We start from the raw sequence: 26,072 nt of genomic DNA, 5'->3' as shown, positions 1-26,072 counted from the left end.
TATCATCCCCTCCGAAAATAATGCATATATACATCTTCTAATGAAGGATTCACCATTACCGCATTCTCAACTGGCGAATCCTTGCTGACTATCCGAACCACTAGTCCAGTATCTGACTGCTGCACATTCACTACAGTTCCCTTCTCTTCGATTTGAGCCAGCAACCGTGCAGGGATATGAACCTCCCAAACCTCTCCTTGCAATTCATCGGTCAACTCCTTAATTGTTCCTTGACGAAGTAACTCTCCTCGCCCCATCAGTAGCACCTGTTTAGCTATATGATCAACATCAGAAACGATATGAGTAGACAAAATAACGATGCGCTCATTTGATATTTCAGAAATTAAATTTCGAAATCTTACGCGTTCCGAGGGATCAAGTCCTACTGTGGGCTCATCCAATATGAGGATGCTCGGATTATTAAGCAATGCTTGTGCGATACCGAGTCTACGCTTCATCCCGCCGGAGTACTTTCCGCATTTTTTATCCATTTCACCGGATAGATTAACCGTTTGAGCCAGAACCTCTATACGATCACTCGCCTCCTTCTTGGTCAACCCCTTTAGGGCAGCAACATAATACAAGAAATCACGAGCTGAAAAATGATTGTACATCCCCAGTTCCTGTGGTAAATAACCAATCTGAGCCCGGTACTGATCCCCCATGTCATCCTTGTTTTGTCCATCTAAAAGTACATTTCCACGAGTCGGATACAGAACATCTGCGACAATACGCATCAATGTCGTTTTTCCTGTTCCGTTAGGTCCTAGAAGACCATACACACCAGGTGACATAGAAAGGTTAATAGTATTCAAAATTCGCTTTTTGCCGAAATCATGTACGATATTACATAGTTTAAGCTCCAATCAGAAACCCTCCCTTGCTCAATACTCTGGATTGAAACCTCATGGCTAAGACAAATAACACTGCCGACAGAACACCCAATCCCATTAACCAAAATAACTCAACCGACGTCGTCCAGCTCACTGCAAATTCTCCGGAAAATAAAATCATCCAAAAGAGAGGCAAACTGAAGAGTACGGTCGTTAATTGTCTAAAATTACGTATCAGCGTAGATAATACTGACGCTACCGCCGCATTCATTAGGATTGGGATGCACCATAGCAAGGTCATACGCAGCATAAACTCCTTTCCCCCTAAAGGGGTTACCATAGCAGTAACACTAAAGTTAATCATTAGTGAGATCAGCCCTGCCATAAGGAACCGAGCTTGCACATACCGATGCAACGGGATTCTAAAACTACGTGCGAGTTCTCCCATTCCACAGAGCGTATTCCGAGCCGTATGAGAGACGACCACCAGTAAAGGAATACAACCCACGATGGACAGAATAAACATAGGGCTAACAATCTCCGTAACACTCAGAACCAAATATCCTACTACAAACAAGATCACACCAAGCACAACTTCTCTCCACCATCCCTGTGAAAAAAGAATCCTCATCTGTTCCCGTACAAATAGAGGAACTGGTGGGACTGGCGCAGGTAAAGCCCGCTTGGATCTTCTCCACCTGCTCATGGCTTCTTCTGCAAAACCGTCAAGGAGTGGCGGTTCAGGAATGCACTTGATGGAATTCACTATCTCCTCTACAGACTCTGCTGTCATCTCATCCTGTAAATTTAGATTGAGGTAATCTTGATGGTTACGTTTAACCCTCATTTCCCTGCTCCTTTCTTTAGGGGTTGGGATATATCCTCTTGCTTGGAATACCTTAGTAAATCGCGTAATTTTATCAGTGATCGACTTACCCTTGACTTCACAGTTGATTCAGGTTCATGAGTTACGGCAGCTATTTCTGTAAACGTAAATTCATATTTATACCTTAACAAGAGCGCATCCCTCTGTTCCTCTGGCAGTGAGCAAATCGCGGCGTATACCTGCTTAACCTCTTCACGAAGTAATATTCCTTCAAGAAAGTCTCCTTCGACTGTGATTTCATCAGATAAGCTTTGATTCAACTCTGCTTGCCGAGCACTTTTGCTGCGAAAATAGTCAATGCAGACATTTTGCGCGATCACCATCAACCAAGCTCGAAAACTCCCCTGTTTATTTTGATAGCTGCCAAGCTTGGCCCATGCTTTTTCATACACCGTCTGTGCAAGATCCCAGGCTAATTCGTCATTATGTATTTTCCATCTGATGAATCGATAAATATCGCTATAGGTATACCGAATTAATAATTCCACCGCTGCCTCATTGCCCTGCTGCGCTTCTGTGACCCATTTGTCCTCTCCGATTTAATTCCCCTCCAATCTACCAATCTACTAAATATAACGAAATCGCCTACAAAGTAGACGCATCACATTAAAAAGACCAACCAGAAGGTTCTGGCTGGCCGAATATAAATTTTCCCTAGATTATGTCCCCGGTTCAAATTATGAGTGAACATTCTCAGCTTGTATCTTAGTGAATTATATAACATTGATTCTATTAATTTCCATAGTGTACACTCATTACAAGTGGTCTTTTTGTGAAACTCTTCGGAAAAGGTGGATTATTGTTCGATGAAAAAAATGATGCTGTCTATTCTTTTAATAGTTTCTTTAATAGGTATAAGTGGATGTGCAGAGAGTAATATAGGAGATCTTAAGATAAGCGCAGGAGATCAAGAAATTAAAAGTACAACATTATCTAACACTAAATTAGCTAACGCGAAGAGTGACTTATCCTCAAACGCTGAAGCAAGTGGATTTGAATTCGCCTTTGAGCAGGATGCAGTAAAGAATATTCAATATTTAAAAAATGGAGAAATCATTACTCTAGACTTTGGAGATTCTGAGCCAGATAATGTATCGCTCGAAGATAGCGTACTAAATAAGAGTGGAGCTTATCAATTTTCATCCAGAGAAACACTAGAAGTTCCAATTACAAAAGAAGACGGTAAATATTCCTTTACGATCGAAAAGCATATGGCTTCTTCATTGAGTTCGTTTTACGAAGAGAACAAAAAAGACTATAGAGGCTTTAGCATAACGGCAAGCTGGGGAGAAAAAGAATATAGATATGCTTTTGTTATACAAGCGGATGCCAATTAAAGCTAACATTCTGATTTAAACCCGCTAATCATATTAGGCATTCCATCGAAATATTCAGGGCCCAGAAGTCATCCAGATGGCTTATGGGTTCCCTTGAATAGAAATCTAACTATCTATTTTTTAAATATACAACAAATTGTTCATGCAACTCTAGTTCGGATCGTTTAAAGATCCCAGCCCTCGGAATTTAATTATTGAAAAGTAGGAATAACAAGATTATGAATTTGCTCTGACCCGAGTTTACTTTCAACAAAAGATATTTATGGATTCTTTCGCGATATTGATTATAAGTGATTTCAAAGCTTTGCTTGTCTCCCTGTGCATCCGGATAAACAGTGGATTTGTCATGAGCTCCAGACATTGTAAGAACCTCCTCTTGACCTTACATTTAATTAGACACCGCAGGTTGATTAAAAGCCACATGTCATTTCAAAAAAATCCATAATAAAAAACTGTCGATTGCTAGACAATTATATAGAGCCAAGTTATAGTATTGATAATACTTTTAATAACCATTTTTAAAAGTCTAGAGGTGAATAAAATAACCCAAATCGCAAACAATTCTATTCGTGTTAAAAAGATAAATCAGGAGCTTATCAAGCAGGCCTTGAAATCGATGAAAGAAGGAACCAAATCCACGATTGCAAGTGCCACCGGATTAAGTATTGCTACCTGCGGAAATATCCTGAATGAACTTCTGGAGACTGGTGAAGTCATTGAGACTGAACTGGAGGCATCAAATGGAGGTCGACCGGCCAGACGATTTATCTATAACGCTGATTTTTCCTATATTGCATGTATCTATGCCAAAATTGAGGATGGCCAGAAATCCATAACCTATGCGGTGACCAATTCAGTTGGTGATCGTGTGGATCATGGATGGATGGAATTAGAGTACATAGATGCTGCAGCCATCGACCATCTGCTGGATACGCTTATCCAACAATATAACAACATCAAGGCAGTCGGGATTGGAATTCCCGGCCTTGCTCACCAAGGTGTCATTAATATCTGTGACATTAAAGAGTTAATTAATGCTCCCTTAGAATCACTGCTCAGAGAAAAATACGAGCTTGAAGTCACGATTGAAAATGATATGAATCTGACCGTTTACGGGTTCTATAAACAGCAGGATTATGAAGAGGATAAAACCATTGTCGTGGTGACCTTTATCAAAGGAGCTTTTCCAGGCGCCGGGATGATGATCGACGGGCATATCCACAAAGGTAATACTAGATTTGCTGGTGAAGTCTCTTTTTTACCGTTTGGAATCTCGCGTGAACAGCAATTGAGTAGCTTGGACCACACGGATACCTTCATCCCTTTGGCGGCTCACACTATATCGTCCCTGATTGCAATTATTAATCCAGAGACCATAGCTCTCACAGGAGAACAAGTCAAACAAGAGAATGTGCGGCCGATTTATCAACGTTGTCTGGAAGTGATTCCAGAGGAGCATATGCCTCACTTAATTGTGCTGGATCAACCTGATGATCATTACATGAACGGATTAATTGCGATCACACTTGAAAGCTTAACCTACTCATTGCAGTTGGTTGAGAAGCGCCGTTAAAAACATAAAACTAACATACACTTCAGGAGGAACTACGAATGGCAACAAACAAAGAAAACATGATCGCAGGAAAGCTATATATGGCAGGCGGTGAAGAATTAGCAAAGGATAACAAAAGATCCAGAATGCTCACTCGTTTATTTAACAATACGACGGAAGAACAAGGTGAATATAGAGTAGAACTACTCAAGCAATTATTTGAGTCTACAGGAGAATCATTATATGTTGAACCTCCCTTCCGTTGTGATTACGGCAGTAATATTACCGTTGGCAATAACTTCTACGCTAATTTTGACTGCATTATCCTTGATGTAGCTAAAGTAACGATTGGTAACAATGTTCTCTTTGGACCTAGAGTAGGCGTATATACTGCTGGTCACCCTATAGATGCGGACGTGCGTATTAGTATGCTTGAATTCGGTACACCAATTACCATTGGAAACAATGTGTGGGTTGGTGGAAACGCGGTAATTAATCCTGGGGTAAAAATCGGCAACAATGTAATCATCGGTGCAGGTTCAGTCGTAACTAAGGATATCCCTGACAATGTAATTGCGGTGGGTAACCCATGCAAGGTATTAAGAGCAATCACCGAAGACGATAAGCAACACTGGGAAAAACTTAAGGAAGAGTATTACAGAGACATTGAGCAATAAAGTAACCCGCTCTGGGAGGATCTTAATTTGAAAAAGCGCTTCGGGGGATTTAACAAGATTTATGCCATGCAATTGGCGACCATCTTTTTGGGATTTATAGTGTTTGGCATATCGGAAAATATTAAAGGACCCGCCATTCCGCGAATCCAATTCGACTTTAATCTGGACGAGAAACAGCTTGGCACCCTTTTATCCCTAAATGCATTAGGTTATTTGATCGCCTGCTCCTTTACAGCTGTATTGGTTCGGAAGTGGGGGATCAAGGCTGTCAGTATCATTGCTTTTGCATCCATGATATTTTCAGGAGTGTTAATCTATATCTCCCACAGCTACCCCTTTTTCTCAGCTTCTTATTTCCTGATGTACATCGGAAACGGAATGCTGGAGATTGGTCTTGCCATTTTGGGAGCACGCATCTTCGTAAAAAATACCGGGACGATGATGAACTTATCCCATTTTTTCTACGGATTTAGTTCAACCTTAGCTCCACTGCTGGCAACAGGACTCATGTCGGTAAGTATATTTGGCCATCCACTCGACTGGCGCGGAATGTATTTGATTATGCTAAGCTTATCTTTACTGCCTATTCTATCTGCCTTGCGCAGTACATTTCCGGGTGACGATCTTCCACAAGAGGACCGGATCCCATTAAAAACGCTGGTGCGCGATCCCGCTTTATGGCTGATGGTGCTTATTCTTTCTTTCGGTGTAGTGTCAGAACTTGCAGTAGGTGGATGGCTAGTGAATTTCCTAGAAAAAGCATACTTGTGGGATACAGTTACAGCTTCTGGTATGTTGTCCACCTTTTTTCTCTGCTTCTCGCTAGCAAGGCTCCTGCTGGGGCCGGTTACAGATAAGATTGGTTTCAATCTATCGCTTATCATCTTTTCAGCCTTCTCTGCCTTATGTACGTTTGCTGCTATTTTGGGTGGGGAACAGCTCGCGTTTCTATTTGCAGCAGCAGGCATAGGTATCGCTATGATTTATCCGACCGTCATGGCGTTTATCGCAAAAAGGTATCCGCATGGCAGTGACACTGCCATCACCTTTACAGTTACACTAATGGGAGTCGGTAGCGTGATTGGCAACTATGCCATAGGTGCAGTGATCGAAGGTGTGAAGCGGCTTTACGGAGCAGAAACACAAACTGGCTTGCTACGTGGACTTCAAGCTGGGTATGGTTTTATCGGTTTATGTGCAGCTATATGCGCGATATCCGGTTGTGTTTTATATCGTTATTTAAATCGCCGCCAAGAACTTATATAGAATAGTTATCGCACTTACTTCTGCTCATCCCTGCAACAACCTGCTGATTTCATGGCAGGTTGTTTTGTTGCAAATAGCGACCAACCTCCCACCATCGGACTCAAATGACCTTATTGGCTTCGAAATAGGCAGAAACGAGGTTTTTCGGACCCCAGAGTCGTTATTGAGTTGTTTTTGTGCAAAAACCGCTGTCTTCTGACTTGATAACGCCTCCTGAGTCCGAACACTCCGCCTAATGAAGCTAAATCCTGAAATAGCGACTATACAGTCCGCAACAATGACCTCTGAGCTGGTGATCACCATCCCAACAATTATCGCAGCCCTCCCGCCAGCTCCATTATTTTTCTAACAATCTGCTCTTCACCGCTACTAACCTTTTCCGTTGCAACTTCTCCCAAGGTTATATGATCGCCAACACAAACCGAGTGTGCGGAATGTCTGAACATTTCTATATCATTAGCATCGTTACCAAAAGCAATAAATTGCTGCGGTTCTATGCCTAAATTTTTTAGTCCTGTCCATTTGTTTACACCTTGGGGACTTATATCCATAATATCTTCTTGTCCATGCTGGTAGATCTCAATCGGCAGATTTTGCAGCTTATGAATAAGTTGTTCCCCATTCAGACTGCTCAAAATAACTACCTTCACAATCTCATCCAGCTCCGATGGAGTTACATTTTTGGCGCGTTGTTCTGGATCTACATTTCTCCGCACCATTCCCGCCAACCATAGACCTAAATGCCCCTCATTTAATTGAGGATAAAATGATCGATGTCATCATAACGGATATCGATCTTTTCTCCGTTTCTTTTGACAAGATTTATATACAGAGGAGCTGCATCAACACTTCCGCCACCCACCAGCACATGGTAGTTTTCATTGATTTCATATTTACGGATGTACAAGCCTGAACCGACATCTTCAAAGGGATAACCTTCAAAATCCTTCCACGACAACGCCTCGCCTTGATGAGCTAGATCCTGTATTTCATCCATGGATAATATTGCAGTTTTTTTATCATTACAGGCTGAAAGTATAATCGTCAAAGCAAACAATAACAGCATTATCAAGCTACGCTTACTTCTCATTCATAAACCTCCAAACTCTATATATTGTTATTTATAGGAAAATATAAGGTAATAATAACATAGCTTAGACTTGCTTTGAATGGATTGCGACCAGTTTCTGCTCTGAGTGTTAGAAATTCAAGCTCCCCACATCCTCCTCGGTTTCTTCCTGCAAATCTATTTTAAATTTGACGTTAATTTGTTATGTATGCTCTAATATAAATGAAGGGTGGAGCTGCATGTTATCATTTTTACTAACTTTAAAACGTTTATTTTCGGGCTTATGGAAAGCGCTCAAACGTAAAAATTTCCAAGCATTATTCTTATTAGTTTTGATGACGCTGTTGTCCGGAACCATTTTTTATGTCAAACAGGAAGGTTTGTCTGTCCTGGATGCTATTTATTTCTGTGTTGCAACGCTTAGTACATTAGGTCATCCAACATTTGTTCCCCAGACAGCACTCGGAAAAATATTTACGATCGTTTACATTATTGCAGGCACAGGGTTGTTCTTGGGAATGATGGGGTATATCGCTTATGAACTGATCAAACAAACCGATAAAGATAACAATTAAATAATGGAATCCAGAACTCGTGACATTATTAATAGCCTTGTTAGCCGAAGCTGACATGGCTATTTTTTTCAAATATTCGATTATATCTGTTTCTTTTTCGCAATCACTTTCACCTTCAATCAAAGCAATGTTGATGGATTAACGTGTCTCATCTCCAATGGCTGCAAGAGCTTTACTGCTTTCACCATTACCATTGAAATGACCAAACAAGGCTTGAAAAATGGCTTTATGCATGGCTGGATTGTTGGCCGCTCCATATTTTCTAACGTAAAAAAGCCGTTCTCTTATAGTGAAGTGCTCCCTGTCAAGTGGACAGTGTAAAAAACAAAAATAGTTAGTTTAGATACCTCAGTTCGTATTGCCAGAACTGAGGTATCTTCGTTATGCAGCTCGTCGGTATTCGCTAGGTGACAAGCCATCCAAACACTCTGTGTAGCGGTAATTATTGTAGTAGTGAATATATTTGCTAACCTCTGTGAGGACATCATCATAGGTGTCATACTTTGTAAGATAATAGCTTTCTGACTTGTATGTACCCCAAAAACGCTCAATAGGTTGGTTGTCCAAACACCGACTCACACGAGACATGCTTTTCTTAAATCCGTATTTTACATGAAGTCGGTTGTACTCATGAGACGTGTACTGGAAGCCTCTGTCGCTTTGTAAAAGAGGGGATACGCCAGGATTCTTCGCGTAAGCCCTCTTCAACGTATCCATCACGAGTTTATTGTTGTTGGAATGGCTTAATACCCATGAGACAATGGAATTATCATATACATCAATAATAGCGCTCAAATAGGCTTTGCGCCCATTCCCGTACTTCAGTTCAGTCACATCTGTACACCATTTTGAATTAGGAGAATTGGCATCAAAGTTACGGTTCATTACATTTTCAACTACATGGATCTCCGTAGCTTTCACATAACTCGCTCGTTTTCTGCGAATGACTGCTTTAAGCCCAAGAGCACACATAATTCGGTAATAACGCTTTTTGTTGTACTGCTTTTTGAGCTTTCGGTTTAATTGCGTGCGCATTTGACGATAGCCAAGAATCCCTTTTCGCTTGTCATATCGTAGCTTTACTTCTTTCGCTAACGCACGAGTTTCAAGTTCTATGCAAGAGGGTTTCCATTTTAACCACTTGTAATAGGCAGATCGAGCAACCCCAGCTAACGCACACAACTTCGTAATTGCGTGACCTTTTTCTTTGTTCAGTTCTTGAATCGCTTGATACAAGTTTACTTGTCGAACGAGGGTTAGCGTGTATTTCGTCGCTTGATCTCCGCCAACTTTTTTGCGAAGTCATTCTCCATCTCTAGGTATTCATTTCGCGCTTCTAGCTCTTTAATCCGTAGTTTAAGGCGGTCATGCTCATCTAGTTCTTCTACAGGCTTTTTGCGACCGCGATTGTCCTGAAGAGCCTCCTCGCGGCCAACTTGATATTTCCGGACCCATGCGTAAACTTGCTGATAAGATACTCCGTACTTTTCAATCGCTTTCTGATAATCCAATCCATTAGCGATGGTATATTGTGCAATTTCAATGCGTTCTTCGAAAGTTGTTTTACGTCCTTGGTTCATATGAGATAGTCCTTTTCCTGTATGTGTAGGTTTCAATTCTATCTCATTAGTATACTTGGTAATCCATTTTGTCAAAACACTTCTGCTTGAAATATAATGCTTGTTTGTCACCTCTTCAACGGAGCAACGACCAGACAACACTTCGTTAACAGCAGCAAGCTTCAATTCCTTTGGGTATGATTTCCATGTTCTCGATTCCCTCAACCCGTCCAAACCATCTGCTTTATATTTCCTAATCCATTCTCTAACTGTGTGTGAACTAAGACCTAGCTGCTTTGCCTCATAGTTTGGATTTGACTTGTGCTCAAGGCACAGCCTTACGACATGTAATTTTACTTTTAAAGATGTTGGACTTCTATTAGACATTAGAAAAACTCCCATCATTGTAGCAGTAGAAGTTTTTGTTTTTTCTACTGTCTACTATGATGGGAGCTTATCAATAGAAGAGAACGGCTTTTAATGTTTTTTTCACAGAAATCCTTAGAACACCCGCTTCTGATTCCGATCATCAATAATAATCTGCACCGCTTCCTTAAACCGTAATGCATGCACAATCTCCCGCTCCCGCAGGAACTTGAGGCTATCCTGCAGGTCCACGTCATCCGTCATGTCAATCAGCCACTGGTATGTAGCCCGGGCTTTTTCCTCAGCCGCAATGTCTTCATAAAGGTCTGCCAAAGGGTCTCCCTTAGCTTGAATATAGGCTGCAGTGAATGGAACACCGCTAGCATCCGTGTAGAACAGGGCATGATCATGCGCTACAAAATGTGGCCCTAATCCCGCTTCCTCTAATTCACATACCGAAGCATCCTTTGTCAGCTTGTAGATCATCGTGGCAATCATCTCAAGGTGAGCGAATTCCTCAGTCGAAATATCGTTCAACACGCCAATAACTTTATCTGGAATCGTGTATCTTTGATTCATATAGCGTAGTGCAGCGGCGAGCTCGCCGTCTGCTCCTCCGTATTGCTCACTCAAATAACGCGCCATCCGGACATCACATTTACCCACCCGTACCGGATATTGCAGTTTTTTTTCGTATATCCACATTCGGGAACTTCCCTCCTCTAGAAAAATAGTTCCTTACGGTTATACTCCTCTTACACCTGCCAAGGCCAAGGGGGTTGATTCCATTCCCATGGACATTTAGAATAAGCGCGGCCAAAATTCTGCAGCGGACCATATAACTCCTGAAAATGATTCGCTAGCTTGGTTCGTTCCAGCGTAAGCTGATTAAATTGTTCAATACTTCTCAGATCGTCAGGATGCGTATTTAGATATAAGTTCAACTCCACTAAGGCAAAATCAAGGGTCTGCAACTGTTCAAGCAATTCATAATAACGTTGGTCGCAAGGATTTGCCTCCATAGTCTATTTTCCTCCTCCTTTGCACTTGGATTCATACGGACTAAATAGTGCTGGCCAGAGCGTTCCATACTTCAGAGCCTCCTGCAAACTAAACTGTGGCAAATCGGGTGGCTGAAAGGTGATAAATTGATTGGGTGGAACTACATACGTCTTGAACGGCACCGGTGGGCAAGGATCAAACGGGCCCCTAAAGGGGGTATACCTCCGCAGCTGTGATTCCATCTTTTTTGTACCTCCTTTGTTCCTGTTCCTTCTTTAAAGACTCTGAACATTACTCCCTTAGCTAACTTATGACAGCAGGACACAATATAAAACGTTATTTACAAAAAAAGCCCATTAGCAATTTTTTTGAGCAATGTGCACGACAAATAAGCTGTCTCCGGAAAAGTACCGGAAACAGCTTATAACTTGAGTCTTTTAGTATTCAGCTTAGGGGTTCGCTCTTTTGAACGAATCTTCGTGGGTAATCTCAAGGATATCCAACATAAATACAAAGATAGGAATACCAAGAATAAGTCCCCAGACACCTATATAATGCTCAGAGAACAACAACACGCTAAAGGTGAAGAACATCGGCAAATTCATTTTTGTGGACATCAGCTTAGGATTCAAGAAATAGCCTTCGATAAAATGCAACACCGCAATAATCGCCAGCACATAAGTAACTGTTATCAGACCGCCGATGTTGTAACCAATTATTAAAAGCGGAATGAGCGAAATCAAAAAACCAACCACCGGAATGAGACTGAGCAAAAAAATCAAAATCGCCAGGGCAAATAAATACGGGAAGTTAAGCAGCCACAAGCCAATAACAGTAAGACAGGTATTGAACATGGCAATGAGAATTTGCGCTTCTATTACTTTCCCAAAGGAAACGATGAATTTTCGGCTGAAATACTCCAGATCTATATAAAACCAGGCAATCCTGCTCTCTCTCATCCTAGAAGTGAAACTGACGACCCGGTTCTTCTCCAGAATAAACACAAAGCTTAAAATGGTTGATAGAACGAAAGTTGCACCCCAGTTGCTAACCTGCAGCACATAATCGATGCCTCTTTTGATATAGGACTGATAGTTAAGGTCCCTGAGCATATCATACAAATATAATGTAATCTTGTTCTGCGGAAGATCCTCTGACTTGAGATTGGTGAGGAAGATGGCTAATTGCTTAATCTGCTCCAATACTTTAGGAAGATATTTTACAAGGGCCAGTACAATCAATGCGATTAAAGCAAGGTATAAAATGACAATAATCACCTTACTGTTAACCTTCATGAATTTACCAATTCGTTTACTGAGCACAATCTGAAAGCTGTTCATGACAAAAGCAATCAGAAACGTCAGCAACACCAGATTAAGCATCCCACGAACCATGTACAGCAGCAACCCGATAAGTGCGAGAATAAAAAAGCGTCTGGTAGTACTATTCGCGTAGAATCGCTTGAATACATTCATTGATCTTGCTCCATTCAATTGCGATTAATAATGTTAAACTTCAATGGCTATAAAAAGGAAAACTTAGCCCCCACAAAAAAGCCGATAGAAACAAAAAGGAGTGACCAGGTTAGCGCTCCTGCAGTCGTTATAAGTATATATTTTTTGAAAGACATAGCACTGATTCCAGAGATATAGCTCGATACATGCCTCAGACCTGGAATAAAATAAGCAATGAAAATCGCCCAGTTTCCGAACCGCAAAAACCATCTTTTCATACTCGCAAAACGCTTGGGTGTAAGGCCAACCCACTTGCCGAATTTTGCTACCACAGGTTGCCCTAGCCTTAGACCAATAGTATAGCTGATAAGCATTCCTGTGATGGATCCCATGAAACAAACCAATACAGAAAGTGAAAAATCCAAAACCATAACGGAGGATAAATAGCCTACAAACAGCATTAACACCTCATCAGGCACAGGAAGTCCGACAATCCCAAGTGCCATAAGGCCAAATATGGCTAAATATCCGTACTGTGAAATAAACTCTATAATCCAAGGCATGGGTGTATCACTTCCTGTTGAAGGATTTTTTAAGGGACGGAAATGGGATACGGCTGATCATCATTACGGACAGCAATGCCATTAATCCGATGACCAGTCCTGGTTTCATACGTTCATCTAGTAAAGAAATCATCGACAGAATGACTCCAGCAGCAGTAATCGGCATCCCCACGAACCCTTTGGAAGGCGCCGACAGATTAAATCTGGCCAAACGAAGTGCGCCACAGATCAAAAAGAAAACTGCAGCTGCAGGTCCAATCCAGTGGGCATCTTCTAACCTATACAACAAGATAAGGAAGGTAGGCGCTAAACCAAATGATATAATATCCGCCAATGAGTCCAATTGTTTACCGAATTCACTAGTACATTGCAATATTCTTGCCAGTAATCCATCCAGTACATCGCATATTGCCGCGAGCAAAATCATTAATAAAGCTAGGCTATATCGTTCTTGAATCGTAAAATACAAGGACAGTGATCCTAGTCCCAAGTTTCCTAGTGTGCACGTTGAAGGCAACCAGTTCAATTTCATACAATCTCACCCCTTTCATAGCAGTATTTCTGTTGATCCGATTTAACCTACAAAGGTCACAGTAAAGCTGACACCGTTCTCCGTATTTTTCACTGTATAAAGACAAGCATGCATATCTAGTATTCGCTTCGCAATGGAAAGCCCCAGACCCGTACCGCCTGTCATTCGACTGCGGGATGGCTCCAACCGATAGAACCGCTCCCAGATCTGCTCCAGCTGATCTTCAGGGATTGATTCTCCTATATTTTGAATAGTGAATACAATAGTCTGGGCATGACTCTCAATATTGACGGTGATAGAACTTCTTTCTTCCGCATGCCTGATAGCATTGGTCATAAAATTTAGCATAACTTGTTCGATCCAGTTCACATCCGCATAGACCGGTAATTCATTTGCAGGAATAATGATGACTTCCAAATGTTTTTCACTCAGCAAGTGGACCAGCTTGTCCGTCACCTTTTCCGTCAGTTCACTTAACATAAAGGAAGTTTTCCGAAGTTTAATCGTGCCCGACTCCAACCGCGCTAGATCTAGCATATTTTTGACAAGAAACTCCATTTTATCGGCTTCCTCAATAATTACCTTAATGTAGTGATCCTGCTTGCCGGCGCTAACGCCATCTTCCAAGCCTTCAGCAAAACCTTTGATAATACTGAGTGGTGTCTTCAATTCATGGGAGGCGTTGGCAAAAAAGTCCTGCTGCATGATCTCCATTCTTTGTTTCTGCTCCATATCCTCAACTAGCTGCTGATTGGCCTCTCTTAACTCTCGTAAAGCAGAATCCAGACTTAGTGATAAGGTGAACATGCTGTTAGAAAGGCTGCCTAACTCATCCTTCTGCCGAATCGATGTGTCCCCTGTAAAATCCAGAGAAACCATACGTTTGGCTATGTTATTTAATTTAATTAGCGGACGCGTTACCATTTTCGAGAAAAAGAGAGAAAGCACCAGAATCAGGACAAAACCACCCATTCCCAGATATAAAAAGAACCAACGCAACGCATCGTTCGAATCCTTAACTTCCTGTAATGAAGTGACTGTGAATAGTAATTCAATTTCTCCGTTACTTTGCTTCAGGGGCAGAATAACCACAGAATTGCGACTCCCACTCCAGGGAGCAATCCAGTCTTGCTTCTGTATTTTCAAATTTTTGAAGTCTTCTGCCTGCGCCGGTGTCAAAGGAAACCATTCCTCTAGAGCCTCAAACAGTATTCCCTGGCGTGGATTCCATATTTTCAAATCAGGCAGTACAACTTCGGCAACAGTACCAGATGCATGAATCGTCCCAGTCTCTCCCGTCTCCCCTATTGTTCCGCCCCCTTTTTTTGTAATGCTTATGGGGTAGAGTATAACGGGTGAAGCACTGTCTTCGTCCAAAAGTTCGCCTTCCACGCTCAACTGATCATCTACTTTAATGTTTGCTGCTCTCAGTGAATCTCCGTACTGATTCATGAATAGGGATAAAGAAACAACCATACTCTTCCCGTCATCATCGATTAGCTTTATATGAAATGGATCTTCTGAATTCATCTTTCCATCCAGCTTCAAAATAACCATTTGTGTTTTATTCCGCAGCATAAACCGGACAAGCTCCTGAGAGGTTCGAGTGCTTCCCCATGGCTCACTTATATATCTTGCCGCAAAGCTCTTAAGGTGTTTCTCCACGCGGTGCTCTTTTTGCTTCTGATAGAAATTGTCAAACAACAGCAATTGGCTTAGAATCACCATGCCATAGAAGCAAAGGAAAAAGATAACGGTCATCACAAACAGTTTAAAAGTAATTCCCCGTCTTCTCATGCCTCTTCCTCGAACATGTATCCTGTGCCAATTACCGTACGAATAAAACGTGATTCATAACCCAATTTACTTCGCAGCTTTTTAATATGACTGTCCACAACTCTGGAATCTCCTTCAAATTCAATTCCCCAGATCCGACTGAGGATCGTATCCCTTGAAATGACAATCCCTTTATTTCGTATTAAAAGCCATAAAAGATCATATTCCTTAGGGGTAAGCTCCACTTCCGCATCTTCTACCTCCAACCGATGAGCTAAGGTATTAAACATCGCGGAACCAAATTTTATTATGCCAGATTCAGGCTGATGGGTGCCTTCAACCCGCTTCATGAGTGCATTTGCCCGGGCTACCAGCACCTTTGGACTAAATGGTTTTGTAACATAATCATCGGCTCCTAATTCAAATCCATAGATTTTGTCGTCATCTGTAGACTTGGCGGTTAACAAAATGATGGGTACCGCTGATTTCTCACGAACTTCACGGCACACTTCAAAGCCATTCATAGCAGGCATCATGATATCCAGAATCAGCAGATCCGGCAACAGTGAATCAAACCAAACCAATGCATCTCTTCCATTATCCGCTTCAAGTACTTCCCAATCATTCTGTAAGAAATAATCAGATACCAGTTCACGAATACGAATTTCATCCTCAACGAGAAGAAGTTTCTTTTTCAATCTAGACCCCGCTTTCAAACAATTTATAAACATTAGCATAGACGAGCGTTATGTCCTTTATGTGTCCACAAAAAACTCCCCCTGTCGTGAGCCATAAAGCTCTTACAGGAGGAGTTCATTATATCCCTGATCAACCGGAACAATACGTTACAATCTTTAATAGATTATTCTTTATCCTCGTCCAATTTTGATGAGGTTTCTTCATCCTCAACACGGGGTTCCCGGTGGATATTAATTCTAGTGATACGCAATCTTGTCGATTCCTCGACTTCAAAAATAACATCTTCAACTTTGACACGTTTTCCTTTGGTTGGATTACCCTCCAGCTCCTTAAACAACCAGCCGCCGATGGAATCCACCTCATCATCTTCAATCACAACACCCGTAAGATCGTTGACATCCTCAATCAGCATCCGGCCCTCAACAGAGATATACTCCCCGTTATGTTCCACACTTGGACGCTCATCTTCGAACTCGTCATGCAGATCTCCTACGATTTCTTCCAGAATCTCTTCTGCTGTCAGCAAACCTGCTGTGCCGCCATATTCATCGACAACCAACGTTAGCTGCGCCTTATTCTTCTGCATAAAACGAAGAGTATGACTGATCTCCATCGATTCCGGAACGTTAAGGATAGGCCGAACCAGAGTTGTAAGATCATTCTGCTGCTCCGGTGGAGCAAACAACAGGTCGGTAATATGAATGAAACCGATAATACGGTCCTTATCTTCCAGAGCAACCGGATAACGTGAATGTCTCGTTTCGGTAATAATCTTCATATTTTCTTCTAACGAAAGATTGCTGTAAAGCACATCCATATCTGTACGAGGCAGCATGACTTCACGTGCAAGCAGATCTGAGAATTCAAAGATATTATCCATTAGTTTCATTTCATCTTTGTCAATGACGCCACTCTTGGCGCTCTGATTCATCAGAATACGTATTTCCTCTTCCGAGTGTGCTGCTTCACTTTCATTTGCAGGCTCCACACCGACTAACCGAAGCAACGCGTTGGCTGAAGCGTTCAGCACCCAGATAAAAGGCATGAACACATTATAGAAGAACATCAGGGGTGCAGATAACAACAGTGCCGAACCTTCTGTTCTTTGAATCGCAAGCGATTTAGGAGCAAGCTCCCCAAGTACAATATGTAAAAATGTAATGATCGAAAATCCAATAATCACAGATACGGTAGAAATCAGGGTATGATCGGTGATCCCCATCTGGTACATTAAAGGTTCGACCAACAGCTCAGAAATCGCGGGCTCTCCAACCCAACCTAAGCCCAGCGATGCAAGTGTTATCCCAAACTGAGTGGCGGATAAATAGGAGTCCAGTCTCTTATTTACTTTCAGAGCATATCCAGCCATTTTATTACCTTCACTGACAAGTTGGGTCAGGCGGGACTGCCTGACCTTAACTAATGAAAATTCCGCTGCTACAAAAATACCGTTCAATAATACGAGCACCAGAACCAGCAAAAGATTAAGCAATAATCTCCCTACTTCAAATTCCGTATGCACCACTTAACAACGCCTCATTTCTACAGATTGATCGCTTTTCTAGTTTTGAAGTCAACTTCCGGATAATACATATCCGCCACTAACAGATTAGGTCCGCAGCAGCCTGCTGCATCGCAGTGGCAGTTCACCTTTTGGTTCAGCGGGTGTTTAGTCTGCCAATCGATAAATATATCATCCAGCTTTTGGTTCTCGATGTTGCCAAAGGCTGCGATATCAGCGAAATCTGTAACAAAAACATCGCCCGTAAACATGTTTACGTTCACTCGATTCCGGCCATCCGGATCATTGCGAAGGGTAACATTCTTCTCGGCGCGCATTCTGCTTATCAGCTTCTGGTCTTCTTCCAGGAAGCTGCAAGCAAAAAACGGAAGGGTCCCAAACAGCATCCAAATCTCCGGATCACGGGTATCCAGTAGTTTATGGATTGCCGTCCGCATTTCATTCAAGGACAACACTGGCAACGCCGAAGCAAAGCTGGAGTTGTACATAGGATGTACCTCATGCCGTTTGGCGCCCATATCGAGAATCAACTTATGAATTTCAGGCAGCTTAGTATGTGTACGGTAATTAATCATAGTTTCCGCAGAAATTAGCATACCATCCTCACTTAGCCGTCGAGAATTCTCAATCATTGCATTATATAACCGATATGCACTTTCCTTTGAAACAGCATGCCCGCTGTTGGCAAAACCAACTTCATGAAAATCGTCTCCGTTCACATAATTAAAAGAAATATGCATAACGTCCAAATACGGAAGCAGCTTTTCATATCGAGCATACGGCATCGTCAGATTAGAATTAATTTGCGATCTAATCCCCCGCTCTTTGGCATACTTTAAGAGCGGCACTATGATATTATCCACCGTTCCGGCCAAAAACATAGGCTCTCCGCCGGTAATACTAATAGTCTCCAGATGCTCTACTTCATCTAAACGGTCCAACATATTTTTAAGCGGCAGCATATCCCCTTCTCTAGAGGTTAAACTATCACCTACCGCACAGTGTTCACACCGCATATTACATAAATTGGTTACTGTAAATTCCACACTCGTTAGCACATGGCGTCCATGCTTGCGTAAAGAAGTAATGGGATCCCATGGATCGTAGCTTGGCGACAGCTCCTTCGGTGAAGATGTTAATGGTCTTAAAACATTCATTTGTACTAGCTCCTTTAAATCTTATTCCTATTATTAACCCATAATCATGAAGATTGAACGGTGTCTTATCCTATATCATACCACGTTAGTCAGAAAAACTGCACTTCGGATGTCTTTCGGACTGTCCTCACAAGCTTTCTCACTGTAAAAAATAATAGCAGCGAGACGAAGAATAGGCTTCCGCGAGTTATGCGGACAAGCCTAATCTTCTCTCTTCGCTGCTATGATAAATATTTTGGCGTTCCCACAGAATCGCCTTGATCTGCGACGTCAACGATAACAACGGAGAGGGCTTTTCCTAGATCCCTTTCGAACGGTACGACTTTCTCTCCTTCAGGCCCTGTAAGCACACGTACGATCGGTCTGTGAGGCGTACTTGGATCTATTTTGACAACAACTCCACTTTCACCCGTACTGAGCTTCACCGTAAGACCAAGTGGATAGATAGCCACACGATCTCTAAATAACTCTAGCTGCTTCTGCTCATACAATGTACCGGAACCTACATAAAGCGCCTCAACGGCTTGATGTGGCAGCATAGCCTTTTTGTAGACCCGGTTGGAGGTCATGGCATCGTAGGAATCAGCCACGCCCAACCATTTGGCATATTCATGAATTTGAGGTCCTTTTAATCCCCGCGGATATCCGGATCCGTCAATGCGTTCATGATGCTGAAGCGCACAATGAGCCGCGAGCAGCGGGATATTCGGTTCTTCCTTGAGAATCTGATACCCGATCTCGGTGTGTGCCTGCATATGCCGAAATTCATCTTCACTGAGCTTGCCGGGTTTTTGAATGATTTTTATCGGGACTTGGGTCTTGCCAATATCATGCAGCAGCGCACCCAGACCAATCACTCGAAGCTCCTCTTTGCTGTACCCATGCGCAATGCCAAGCACCAAAGTGTACAAGCAGACGTTCAGGGAATGGACGTACAAGTAGTTATCAGCAGTGTGCATATCAAGCAGCATGATCATCGGATCTTCTTGTAAAGACAAATCATCCAGGATGCTATCCATGATTTTTGAGAATTTTTTATCCAGATGGTAGAATCCCTTACTTATTCCTGAAGCGCCTGTCATTTGCTGAAACTGATTACGAATCACCTTCAGTGCCTGATTGCGCGTCTCATCTTGAAGCATACCTATAATCTCAACATCGTCCGTGACAGAGTCCTCTATGTAAATATAACCGATGTCAATTCTTGCAAGCCTCTTGATCAACGCATCAGTAAGCTCCACCCCATCCGCGAGGAGAGTTAGACCTTCATCATTATATATTTTTTTACCTAATTTCATGCCTGCTTGAAGCTGATTCACGGATACTAAACGCACTTAGCTCACTCCTGCCTTTAACGGTAAAATGCTATTCTGTTTTGAAATCCTTGGGTCACACGCTTTGTCTATACCGTTTATGTAGAGATCAGACAGGTGCACCATGAAGAACATCGGGTGTGTCTAGGTCTTTGCCTATGGGCATTAACGCATAATAAACAACCAGAATATAGCAGCAAGAATAAATCTGTAGATCGCGAAATGCGTCAATCTAATCTTTTGAATCAATTTCATAAACAAAATGACCACTACATAAGCCACTACAAAAGAAATCAGAAATCCAATTACAAAATAGCCAATCGTCTCACTAGTGAAGTTCTTATAAGAATCCAACAGTTCATATCCGGAAGCCGCACACATAATAGGAATGGCTATAAGGAAGGAGAAATCCGCAGAAGCTTTATAACTAACTCCACTTAACATCCCTCCGGAGATCGTAGATCCCGAACGGGAAAATCCTGGCCAAAGCACTGAAATAATCTGATACATCCCGATAGCCAGCGCCTGTCCGTAAGAAAGATCGTCTAGCTCATGCGCTGTAACTCTAATTTTGCGTCTATTTACCCATTCTGCGATAATCATTAGAATCCCTCCGGCGACAAGCGCCCAAAGAACAGTCGTGGCCCCAAAGAGACTTTTTATAAAATCGCGGGCAAAAAATGCCACAGCTAGTGCTGGGGCAATCCCAAGTATTACATGGATTAAGTTCAAACGAGACGCCGGCATCACACCGCCTCTTCCTGAGTTCTTACGCCCAATGCCCAGCAAATTAAGCACACGCTCGCGGTAAACAAGCGCAATCGCCAATATTGCCCCTAGCTGAATAACGATTTCATAAGTCTTCATAATCGAATCCTGCTCATCAAAGCCCAGAAGCTTCGAGGTCAAAATCATGTGTCCTGTAGAAGAAACAGGAATAAATTCAGTGATCCCTTCGACAATTGCTAAAATAATAGCTGTAATCGTGTCCATAATTTCCTCCTATTTTTTTGGGAATCTAGCACTGTCTAAATGGAATCAAAAAGTAAATCTTGTAAGCTGCAGGTTTACTCAGACTTGATCTGCCAGCGAGTGAGCATGCATTCATCAAGACTGTCCGGGCGCTGCAATTCCATCCCAAGCAGGTCGCGTAAAAAATGAGGCAGCAAAAATAAAGGATCCTTCCCATTGGCGATCGTCTCATAGCCTGCACGGAAAGTAAACATGTCCAGCGTACCAACATTATACTCTTTATCATCCTCCAGCGGATTTCCTTCGACAAAAACTGCAATATTGTTATCATACGGTATCTGCTGCGGATCGTACAAGATTTTTATCCCATCTACTGCTAAGCTGCCCAGATAATTCCCGCGAAAGCCATACCCAAAAATCACCTTATTATAAAATTCTTCCGTAAGACTCTGCTCCAAAGCTATGCGAATATCTAGGCCTTTCAGCTTGATTACGCATGTATTAATGGGAGAAGGACATAGGGCGTGCAGCATTCCCGTTGTAACCTCCCCTTCAGGCAAAGGTCCTAGAAGCTGACCTGTGTTAACTATCGACAAACTGGCGCCTGTAAATCTACGTACAGCTTGGGCTAAAAGATTGCCAAAAGGGGATTCTCCCTGCAAATTCAAAGGAAGCTCACGATCTGTGATCGCAACGGTCTGCTGAAGAGCCTCACGACCACGCTCCAAATGAATAGTAGCGGCAGGACCTACAACCTCTTCCTTCAGTTCTGGGTCAATCGGAATACATTCACCTGCCACCAGACTGAATCCAGTTTGTCCCTCTCTCCGCTCAAATTGAAGCCGCCCGAGGTAACGCCCGAATTTCCCCGCTCCACATACAGCTGTTCCGTTAATCATGAGCGGCTCTTCCAGCATATGATGCGTATGTCCACCAAGAATAGCATGCACACCTTCCAGCCGCTCTGCCAGAATTCGATCTGCGGGAAGCCCCAAATGAGAAAGGATGATTAGAATATCCACCCGGGGAGCTAAAAGAAGGCATTGTTCCCGAAGGGTTGTCTCGGGATCCAGGGCATCCCAGCCCAGCAAGGAATAGAACGAACTAAATGCCGCTGTCGCTCCAGTTATTCCTATTCTGATTCCATCCTTCTCCAAGATGGCATGACGCTTCATCCAGTGGGGAGGTTCCCCTGTTGCAGTCTCCACAAAATTACAGCATACCACTGGGCACTGTAACCCGGAGAAAATAGAGGATAACATCTCCTGTGAGAATGTTAACCCCTCATTATTACCGATGGTTACAGCATCATATCCTGTTAAGTTAAGTACATCGATGTTAGCCTGACCCATAGTTCCTTCTGTCTCGACGGCTGCACGATCCATATGATCGCCAATATCCAGCAACAGCACAGGCTCTTCCCCCGCTGCAGCTCTTTGTCTCCCGATTTCTGCTGCCAATGGACTCACCATTTCGAAATGGCTATGTATATCATTGGTATGAAGTATGGTCAGTCTTTGCGGCACATGCCCCATTAGCAACATTCCTCCTACCTGTTGAGCCGCTCTTTAATGAAGCAGCCGATGCATGATCTTATAGAGCCTAGCATAACATTTTCAGGCTCATTATGGTATATTGTAGACATTACAACATATTTCAGAGGTGAATAAGTATGCATATCACAATCCGTCTGTTCGCGGGTTTGGCTGAGATTATCGGCTCATCTTCTCTGACCTTTCATGCGACAGAGAATCCCTTAACCGCTGGGAAGTTAAAAGAACTCCTTTCAACCTCTTATCCGGATGCAGCATCCCTAATTGGAACTTCTTTGGTCGCCATTGACCGGGAATATGCACCTGATGAAGCCCTCATCACCGAGTCTGCCGAAGTTGCATTAATCCCTCCCGTTTCCGGTGGAGAGAATGGTTCTTTATATGAGAGCACTTCTGACGGCCTCTATAGCATAACGGATCTGCCTTTAAATGCTGAGAAGCTTCTGGATGCCGTCCTCGACGCCAATCATGGAGCATCCCTGTTATTTGTAGGAACTACACGCGAAATGACCGGAGAACAACGTACAACAGCATTAGACTATGAAGCCTATATTCCTATGGCCTTAAGCAAGCTGAAAGAAATTGGTGACGAGGTGCAGAATCGCTGGAATGCACGCTGCGCGATTTCCCACCGCATTGGGCTTGTAGGCCTGAAGGAAGCAAGCGTTATCATTGCCGTCTCTACCCCTCATCGCGATACCTGTTACGAGGCTAGTCGTCTGGCCATTGAACTGCTGAAACAGACCGTCCCTATCTGGAAAAAAGACATCAATGAATCAGGCCAGCACTGGGTAGGCTCTGAACAAAAGGCTGCCGATTCCCTCCACAATTAATCTTCACTCCTTTTTCATTGAAAAATCTGCACTTTGTTGATATTCTGGATAAAATCGGATAAAAGGTGGCATAGGCATTGAGAGTACACGTCTCGGATCTAAAACCTGGTAATCACCTCAACTCAGACGCTTATAGTTCAAGAGGTCTGCATGTATTACCAAAGGGATCGCTGCTCCAGATAGATGATATCGCCAAGCTGATGCAGCATGGAGTTGATTATGTTGATATCCAGACGTTAGTGGAAGAACCTGCCCCATTAAGCAGACCTTCAATTATTCAGACGGTGACCACTAGTTTTGATACCATGATTGACGGCTTTGAGAATCTTTATATGGAAGCACTATTAAAAGGAAGCTTTAACCAATCCGTGGTTAACGACATTCTTCAGCCTTCGCTTCAATCGTTGGACAAGCAAAAGGATGTAGTCTCCCTGCTGCTTCTGCTCGATCGCGAAGATAATTATACCTACAATCACTCTTTGCAGGTAGGTATGCTCTCTTATTATATTGCAATCTGGCTTGGGTATTCCAAACAAGAATGCTATGAGATTGGACGAGCTGGATATTTAATTGATATTGGAAAATGTAGAATCTCACCTGCACTATTAAATAAGCCTGGGAAATTAACCGCGGAAGAATTCGAAGAAGTTAAACTACATACTAAGTACGGCTACGAAATTATCCGCAATTCTATGGATGACTCACATACAGCCTTGGCAGCCTTGCAGCATCATGAACGTGAGGACGGCTCTGGCTATCCTAATAAGCTAACCAAATCCGATATTCATCCTTATGCGCAAATTGCTGCTGTAGCTGACATCTATAGTGCGATGACTTCTAAACGCGTCTATCAGTCCAAGCAAGAGCTTATTTCTGTCCTACGTGAACTAAATGACCTCAGCTTTGGTAAGCTGAACGGTAGAACGGTTCAAGCCTTTATACAGCATTTAATGCCTAACTTTATCGGCAAGCGAGTATTACTGAACACGGGGGATACAGGTGTGATTATCATGAACAATCCAGTTGATATTTTCCGTCCGCTGGTAAAGATCGATGGATTATTTGTCGATCTAGCCCGCGAACGTAACGTTACGATTGTGGAAATCTACATGGACTAGGGCGTTTCTTGAGGTCCTGCGTTGCTTAGCAAAAGGTTCAGAGCTGCTGTTTGTACACTAAATCCCCCGGTTTGACTACGGGGGATTTTTTAGTTGTACTTTGTGCAACAAAATTCATGTCTACCGAGCCGATTTCTGATTTTGTTGTACTTTGTGCAACTAGAATCCACATCTAACGAGCTGAATTGTGATTTAGTTGTACTTTGTGCAACTAAATCCACGTCTAGCGAGCCGATTTCTGATTTAGTTGTACTTTGTGCAACAGTATCCACGTCTAGCGAGCTGAATTGTGATTTAGTTGTACTTTGTGCAACAGTATCCACGTCTAGCGAGCTGAATTGTGATTTAGTTGTACTTTTGCAACTAAATCCACGTCTAGCGAGCTGAATTGTGATTTAGTTGTACTTTGTGCAACTAAATCCACGTCTAGCGAGCCGATTTCTGATTTAGTTGTACTTTGTGCAACTAGAATTAAGGAAAATGCCCTTAATAAGCACATTTCTCGAAAATAGCTGCACAAAGTGCAATTAACAGTATTTTTATAACGAGAATGGCGGTTACTATTGTACAAACTGCAACTAAACGATTCGTTTCCTGATTACTCCTAAACTTCCCTCGATTTTCACCTCTACTTGTTTCCTTCTGACTTCGAAGATAGTTCCTCCTACCCTCAACATAGTAAGGCCCCTCAATTTAATTATCTGACGTAACGTTTAAATTTCTCTTCTCATGGCGAGACTAATATGTGGTTTTAAATTGCTGTAGGAGGAAAAAAGCATGCTTCCTGTCCATGAACGCCTTGCCGAGTTGTTCACCCTGAGCCGTAGACGGCAGCTTACTGCTGCTGAGGAAACGGAACAACAGCAGTGCCTGCAAATAAACGCTACCTACTGCTATGAGATGGCCCGATTGCAAAATGAAATCCAATTAGCGGAACAGACAGCTGATCTACAATGGCATCAAGATATTTGTGCACAAATGTTTGAGCTGCGTGTGACGGGCAGGGTATCCAAACGTCCTAAGTAACTGAATAGAAATCTAACCCTGCTGTATTATGTTCTGCTGTTCTTGCATTCTTACGTTCTGCTGTTCTTCCATTCTGCCGTTCTGCTGTTCTGCTGTTCTGCTGTTCTTCCATTCTTCCATTCTTCCATTCTTCCATTCTTCCATTCTACCGTTCTGCCGTTCTGCTGTTCTTGCATTCTTACGTTCTGCTGTTCTGCCGTTCTGCTGTTCTTGCATTCTTACGTTCTGCTGTTCTGCCGTTCTTCCAATCTTCCGTTTTGCCCTTCTTCCGTTCTTCCGTTCTGCCGTTCTTCGGTTACCTTGTCCCGTAATACCTCTGCCATATTCCACTCTACTCTGATCCACCAAGCCCCGGCCACATTAATCACTATATCCCTATAAAAAACAGCCCACCCCGCATTTGCCTAAGCAACGGGAATGAGCTGTTGTTCT

The 26,072-nt window shown here is 42.6% G+C and carries 29 protein-coding genes; 8 read left to right on the top strand and 21 right to left on the bottom strand.

Features of this window, described 5'->3' with window-relative positions; translation table 11 throughout:
- Positions 1-2: 2 nt before the first annotated feature.
- From NYE72_RS08795 to NYE72_RS08785, 3 genes are read right to left on the bottom strand one after another with little or no spacing between them, the layout of a single operon-like run.
- On the bottom strand, positions 3-866 hold the full coding sequence (locus NYE72_RS08795) for an ABC transporter ATP-binding protein (protein WP_076214345.1): 864 nt from the start codon (positions 864-866) through the stop codon (positions 3-5).
- The gene (locus NYE72_RS08790) at positions 856-1,680 is read right to left on the bottom strand and encodes a hypothetical protein (RefSeq protein WP_038569608.1); all 825 of its coding nucleotides are present in this window, start codon (positions 1,678-1,680) and stop codon (positions 856-858) included. The genes NYE72_RS08795 and NYE72_RS08790 overlap by 11 nt, the downstream gene beginning before the upstream one ends.
- A complete protein-coding gene (locus NYE72_RS08785; RefSeq protein ID WP_076214349.1) occupies positions 1,677-2,207 on the bottom strand; it encodes an RNA polymerase sigma factor in 531 nt (176 codons plus the stop codon). Before NYE72_RS08785 ends, NYE72_RS08790 begins: the two co-directional genes overlap by 4 nt.
- Before the next feature lie 318 nt (positions 2,208-2,525).
- On the opposite strand from NYE72_RS08785, the gene NYE72_RS08780 reads away from it, so the two are divergent.
- From NYE72_RS08780 to NYE72_RS08765, 4 genes are all read left to right on the top strand, one after another.
- On the top strand, positions 2,526-3,056 hold the full coding sequence (locus tag NYE72_RS08780; protein ID WP_076100009.1) for a hypothetical protein: 531 nt from the start codon (positions 2,526-2,528) through the stop codon (positions 3,054-3,056).
- A 664-nt stretch (positions 3,057-3,720) separates the two neighbouring features.
- Complete coding sequence (locus NYE72_RS08775; RefSeq protein WP_051491321.1) at positions 3,721-4,629, top strand: ROK family protein; 909 nt, start codon at positions 3,721-3,723, stop codon at positions 4,627-4,629.
- A 38-nt stretch (positions 4,630-4,667) separates the two neighbouring features.
- Positions 4,668-5,285, top strand: a complete 618-nt coding sequence (locus NYE72_RS08770) for a sugar O-acetyltransferase (protein ID WP_038569607.1) — start codon at positions 4,668-4,670, stop codon at positions 5,283-5,285.
- A 66-nt stretch (positions 5,286-5,351) separates the two neighbouring features.
- Positions 5,352-6,551 carry an MFS transporter gene (locus tag NYE72_RS08765; RefSeq protein WP_076104606.1) on the top strand — a complete coding sequence of 400 codons (1,200 nt, stop codon included), beginning with the start codon at positions 5,352-5,354 and terminating at the stop codon, positions 6,549-6,551.
- A 311-nt stretch (positions 6,552-6,862) separates the two neighbouring features.
- On the opposite strand, the gene NYE72_RS08760 is transcribed toward NYE72_RS08765, so the two are convergent.
- A complete protein-coding gene (locus NYE72_RS08760) occupies positions 6,863-7,270 on the bottom strand; it encodes an HAD hydrolase family protein (protein WP_081388120.1) in 408 nt (135 codons plus the stop codon).
- A 32-nt stretch (positions 7,271-7,302) separates the two neighbouring features.
- Positions 7,303-7,641 carry a hypothetical protein gene (locus tag NYE72_RS08755; RefSeq protein WP_038569602.1) on the bottom strand — a complete coding sequence of 113 codons (339 nt, stop codon included), beginning with the start codon at positions 7,639-7,641 and terminating at the stop codon, positions 7,303-7,305.
- Positions 7,642-7,859: 218 nt separating this feature from the next.
- Here NYE72_RS08755 and NYE72_RS08750 point away from each other — a divergent pair, with 218 nt between their 5' ends.
- Positions 7,860-8,195: a potassium channel family protein gene (locus NYE72_RS08750; RefSeq protein WP_076104570.1), complete on the top strand. Its 336-nt coding sequence runs from the start codon at positions 7,860-7,862 to the stop codon at positions 8,193-8,195.
- Between the two features lie 381 nt (positions 8,196-8,576).
- Here the strand turns inward: NYE72_RS08750 and NYE72_RS08745 are convergent, their stop codons facing one another.
- The 15 genes from NYE72_RS08745 to NYE72_RS08675 all read right to left on the bottom strand — a co-directional run bounded on the left by NYE72_RS08745 (position 8,577) and on the right by NYE72_RS08675 (position 22,645).
- A complete protein-coding gene (locus NYE72_RS08745; protein WP_081383579.1) occupies positions 8,577-9,431 on the bottom strand; it encodes an IS3 family transposase in 855 nt (284 codons plus the stop codon).
- Positions 9,432-9,451: 20 nt separating this feature from the next.
- Positions 9,452-10,141: a helix-turn-helix domain-containing protein gene (locus tag NYE72_RS08740; protein ID WP_076147889.1), complete on the bottom strand. Its 690-nt coding sequence runs from the start codon at positions 10,139-10,141 to the stop codon at positions 9,452-9,454.
- 114 nt (positions 10,142-10,255) lie between these two features.
- Positions 10,256-10,825 (bottom strand): manganese catalase family protein, encoded by a 570-nt coding sequence (locus tag NYE72_RS08735; RefSeq protein WP_036684067.1) that lies wholly within the window; start codon positions 10,823-10,825, stop codon positions 10,256-10,258.
- 50 nt (positions 10,826-10,875) lie between these two features.
- Entirely contained in the window at positions 10,876-11,142 is a 267-nt protein-coding gene (locus tag NYE72_RS08730) for a spore coat protein CotJB (protein ID WP_036684069.1), read from the bottom strand.
- A gap of 3 nt (positions 11,143-11,145) precedes the next feature.
- On the bottom strand, positions 11,146-11,364 hold the full coding sequence (locus NYE72_RS08725) for a spore coat associated protein CotJA (RefSeq protein WP_036684070.1): 219 nt from the start codon (positions 11,362-11,364) through the stop codon (positions 11,146-11,148).
- Positions 11,365-11,571: 207 nt separating this feature from the next.
- Positions 11,572-12,597 (bottom strand): AI-2E family transporter, encoded by a 1,026-nt coding sequence (locus NYE72_RS08720; RefSeq protein WP_076100015.1) that lies wholly within the window; start codon positions 12,595-12,597, stop codon positions 11,572-11,574.
- A gap of 47 nt (positions 12,598-12,644) precedes the next feature.
- Positions 12,645-13,139 carry a DedA family protein gene (locus NYE72_RS08715; protein ID WP_339211715.1) on the bottom strand — a complete coding sequence of 165 codons (495 nt, stop codon included), beginning with the start codon at positions 13,137-13,139 and terminating at the stop codon, positions 12,645-12,647.
- Positions 13,140-13,146: 7 nt separating this feature from the next.
- A complete protein-coding gene (gene pssA, locus NYE72_RS08710) occupies positions 13,147-13,671 on the bottom strand; it encodes a CDP-diacylglycerol--serine O-phosphatidyltransferase (RefSeq protein ID WP_036684073.1) in 525 nt (174 codons plus the stop codon).
- Between the two features lie 42 nt (positions 13,672-13,713).
- Positions 13,714-15,468: a HAMP domain-containing sensor histidine kinase gene (locus tag NYE72_RS08705; protein WP_076100019.1), complete on the bottom strand. Its 1,755-nt coding sequence runs from the start codon at positions 15,466-15,468 to the stop codon at positions 13,714-13,716.
- Positions 15,465-16,145: a response regulator transcription factor gene (locus NYE72_RS08700; protein WP_076100020.1), complete on the bottom strand. Its 681-nt coding sequence runs from the start codon at positions 16,143-16,145 to the stop codon at positions 15,465-15,467. Before NYE72_RS08700 ends, NYE72_RS08705 begins: the two co-directional genes overlap by 4 nt.
- A 164-nt stretch (positions 16,146-16,309) precedes the next feature.
- Positions 16,310-17,668 carry a hemolysin family protein gene (locus tag NYE72_RS08695; RefSeq protein ID WP_036684171.1) on the bottom strand — a complete coding sequence of 453 codons (1,359 nt, stop codon included), beginning with the start codon at positions 17,666-17,668 and terminating at the stop codon, positions 16,310-16,312.
- Positions 17,669-17,688: 20 nt separating this feature from the next.
- Positions 17,689-18,825 (bottom strand): radical SAM/CxCxxxxC motif protein YfkAB, encoded by a 1,137-nt coding sequence (gene yfkAB, locus NYE72_RS08690; RefSeq protein ID WP_036684078.1) that lies wholly within the window; start codon positions 18,823-18,825, stop codon positions 17,689-17,691.
- 221 nt (positions 18,826-19,046) lie between these two features.
- Positions 19,047-20,159 (bottom strand): HD-GYP domain-containing protein, encoded by a 1,113-nt coding sequence (locus NYE72_RS08685; RefSeq protein ID WP_036684079.1) that lies wholly within the window; start codon positions 20,157-20,159, stop codon positions 19,047-19,049.
- Positions 20,160-20,303: 144 nt separating this feature from the next.
- Positions 20,304-21,131: an undecaprenyl-diphosphate phosphatase gene (locus NYE72_RS08680; protein WP_036684081.1), complete on the bottom strand. Its 828-nt coding sequence runs from the start codon at positions 21,129-21,131 to the stop codon at positions 20,304-20,306.
- Positions 21,132-21,205: 74 nt separating this feature from the next.
- A complete protein-coding gene (locus tag NYE72_RS08675; protein WP_076214361.1) occupies positions 21,206-22,645 on the bottom strand; it encodes a bifunctional UDP-sugar hydrolase/5'-nucleotidase in 1,440 nt (479 codons plus the stop codon).
- Between the two features lie 137 nt (positions 22,646-22,782).
- Here NYE72_RS08675 and NYE72_RS08670 point away from each other — a divergent pair, with 137 nt between their 5' ends.
- The 3 genes from NYE72_RS08670 to NYE72_RS08660 all read left to right on the top strand — a co-directional run bounded on the left by NYE72_RS08670 (position 22,783) and on the right by NYE72_RS08660 (position 25,640).
- Positions 22,783-23,496 carry a molybdenum cofactor biosynthesis protein MoaE gene (locus NYE72_RS08670; protein WP_038569590.1) on the top strand — a complete coding sequence of 238 codons (714 nt, stop codon included), beginning with the start codon at positions 22,783-22,785 and terminating at the stop codon, positions 23,494-23,496.
- 77 nt (positions 23,497-23,573) lie between these two features.
- On the top strand, positions 23,574-24,614 hold the full coding sequence (locus tag NYE72_RS08665; protein WP_036684091.1) for an HD-GYP domain-containing protein: 1,041 nt from the start codon (positions 23,574-23,576) through the stop codon (positions 24,612-24,614).
- 777 nt (positions 24,615-25,391) lie between these two features.
- Complete coding sequence (locus NYE72_RS08660; protein WP_052096900.1) at positions 25,392-25,640, top strand: hypothetical protein; 249 nt, start codon at positions 25,392-25,394, stop codon at positions 25,638-25,640.
- Positions 25,641-25,652: 12 nt separating this feature from the next.
- Here NYE72_RS08660 and NYE72_RS08655 read toward each other — a convergent pair whose 3' ends face one another.
- Complete coding sequence (locus NYE72_RS08655) at positions 25,653-25,985, bottom strand: hypothetical protein (RefSeq protein WP_339211714.1); 333 nt, start codon at positions 25,983-25,985, stop codon at positions 25,653-25,655.
- Positions 25,986-26,072 lie beyond the last annotated feature (87 nt).

Source organism: Paenibacillus sp. FSL L8-0333, from assembly GCF_037965665.1.
Lineage (GTDB): Bacteria > Bacillota > Bacilli > Paenibacillales > Paenibacillaceae > Paenibacillus_AQ > Paenibacillus_AQ odorifer.
The sequence above is the reverse complement of the archived record's forward strand: the minus strand, read 5'-3'. Positions and strand labels throughout refer to the sequence as shown.

What these genes read in the sequence shown, in the direction of transcription:
- NYE72_RS08790 (WP_038569608.1), bottom strand. Translation starts at nt 1,680, where the DNA reads ATGAGGGTTAAACGTAACCATCAAGATTACCTCAATCTAAATTTACAG.
- NYE72_RS08780 (WP_076100009.1), top strand. Translation starts at nt 2,526, where the DNA reads ATGAAAAAAATGATGCTGTCTATTCTTTTAATAGTTTCTTTAATAGGT.
- NYE72_RS08770 (WP_038569607.1), top strand. Translation starts at nt 4,668, where the DNA reads ATGGCAACAAACAAAGAAAACATGATCGCAGGAAAGCTATATATGGCA.
- NYE72_RS08765 (WP_076104606.1), top strand. Translation starts at nt 5,352, where the DNA reads ATGCAATTGGCGACCATCTTTTTGGGATTTATAGTGTTTGGCATATCG.
- NYE72_RS08760 (WP_081388120.1), bottom strand. Translation starts at nt 7,270, where the DNA reads ATGGTGCGGAGAAATGTAGATCCAGAACAACGCGCCAAAAATGTAACT.
- NYE72_RS08755 (WP_038569602.1), bottom strand. Translation starts at nt 7,641, where the DNA reads ATGAGAAGTAAGCGTAGCTTGATAATGCTGTTATTGTTTGCTTTGACG.
- NYE72_RS08750 (WP_076104570.1), top strand. Translation starts at nt 7,860, where the DNA reads ATGTTATCATTTTTACTAACTTTAAAACGTTTATTTTCGGGCTTATGG.
- NYE72_RS08740 (WP_076147889.1), bottom strand. Translation starts at nt 10,141, where the DNA reads ATGTCTAATAGAAGTCCAACATCTTTAAAAGTAAAATTACATGTCGTA.
- NYE72_RS08735 (WP_036684067.1), bottom strand. Translation starts at nt 10,825, where the DNA reads ATGTGGATATACGAAAAAAAACTGCAATATCCGGTACGGGTGGGTAAA.
- NYE72_RS08730 (WP_036684069.1), bottom strand. Translation starts at nt 11,142, where the DNA reads ATGGAGGCAAATCCTTGCGACCAACGTTATTATGAATTGCTTGAACAG.
- NYE72_RS08725 (WP_036684070.1), bottom strand. Translation starts at nt 11,364, where the DNA reads ATGGAATCACAGCTGCGGAGGTATACCCCCTTTAGGGGCCCGTTTGAT.
- NYE72_RS08720 (WP_076100015.1), bottom strand. Translation starts at nt 12,597, where the DNA reads ATGAATGTATTCAAGCGATTCTACGCGAATAGTACTACCAGACGCTTT.
- NYE72_RS08715 (WP_339211715.1), bottom strand. Translation starts at nt 13,139, where the DNA reads ATGCCTTGGATTATAGAGTTTATTTCACAGTACGGATATTTAGCCATA.
- pssA (WP_036684073.1), bottom strand. Translation starts at nt 13,671, where the DNA reads ATGAAATTGAACTGGTTGCCTTCAACGTGCACACTAGGAAACTTGGGA.
- NYE72_RS08705 (WP_076100019.1), bottom strand. Translation starts at nt 15,468, where the DNA reads ATGAGAAGACGGGGAATTACTTTTAAACTGTTTGTGATGACCGTTATC.
- yfkAB (WP_036684078.1), bottom strand. Translation starts at nt 18,825, where the DNA reads ATGAATGTTTTAAGACCATTAACATCTTCACCGAAGGAGCTGTCGCCA.
- NYE72_RS08680 (WP_036684081.1), bottom strand. Translation starts at nt 21,131, where the DNA reads ATGGACACGATTACAGCTATTATTTTAGCAATTGTCGAAGGGATCACT.
- NYE72_RS08675 (WP_076214361.1), bottom strand. Translation starts at nt 22,645, where the DNA reads ATGGGGCATGTGCCGCAAAGACTGACCATACTTCATACCAATGATATA.
- NYE72_RS08670 (WP_038569590.1), top strand. Translation starts at nt 22,783, where the DNA reads ATGCATATCACAATCCGTCTGTTCGCGGGTTTGGCTGAGATTATCGGC.
- NYE72_RS08660 (WP_052096900.1), top strand. Translation starts at nt 25,392, where the DNA reads ATGCTTCCTGTCCATGAACGCCTTGCCGAGTTGTTCACCCTGAGCCGT.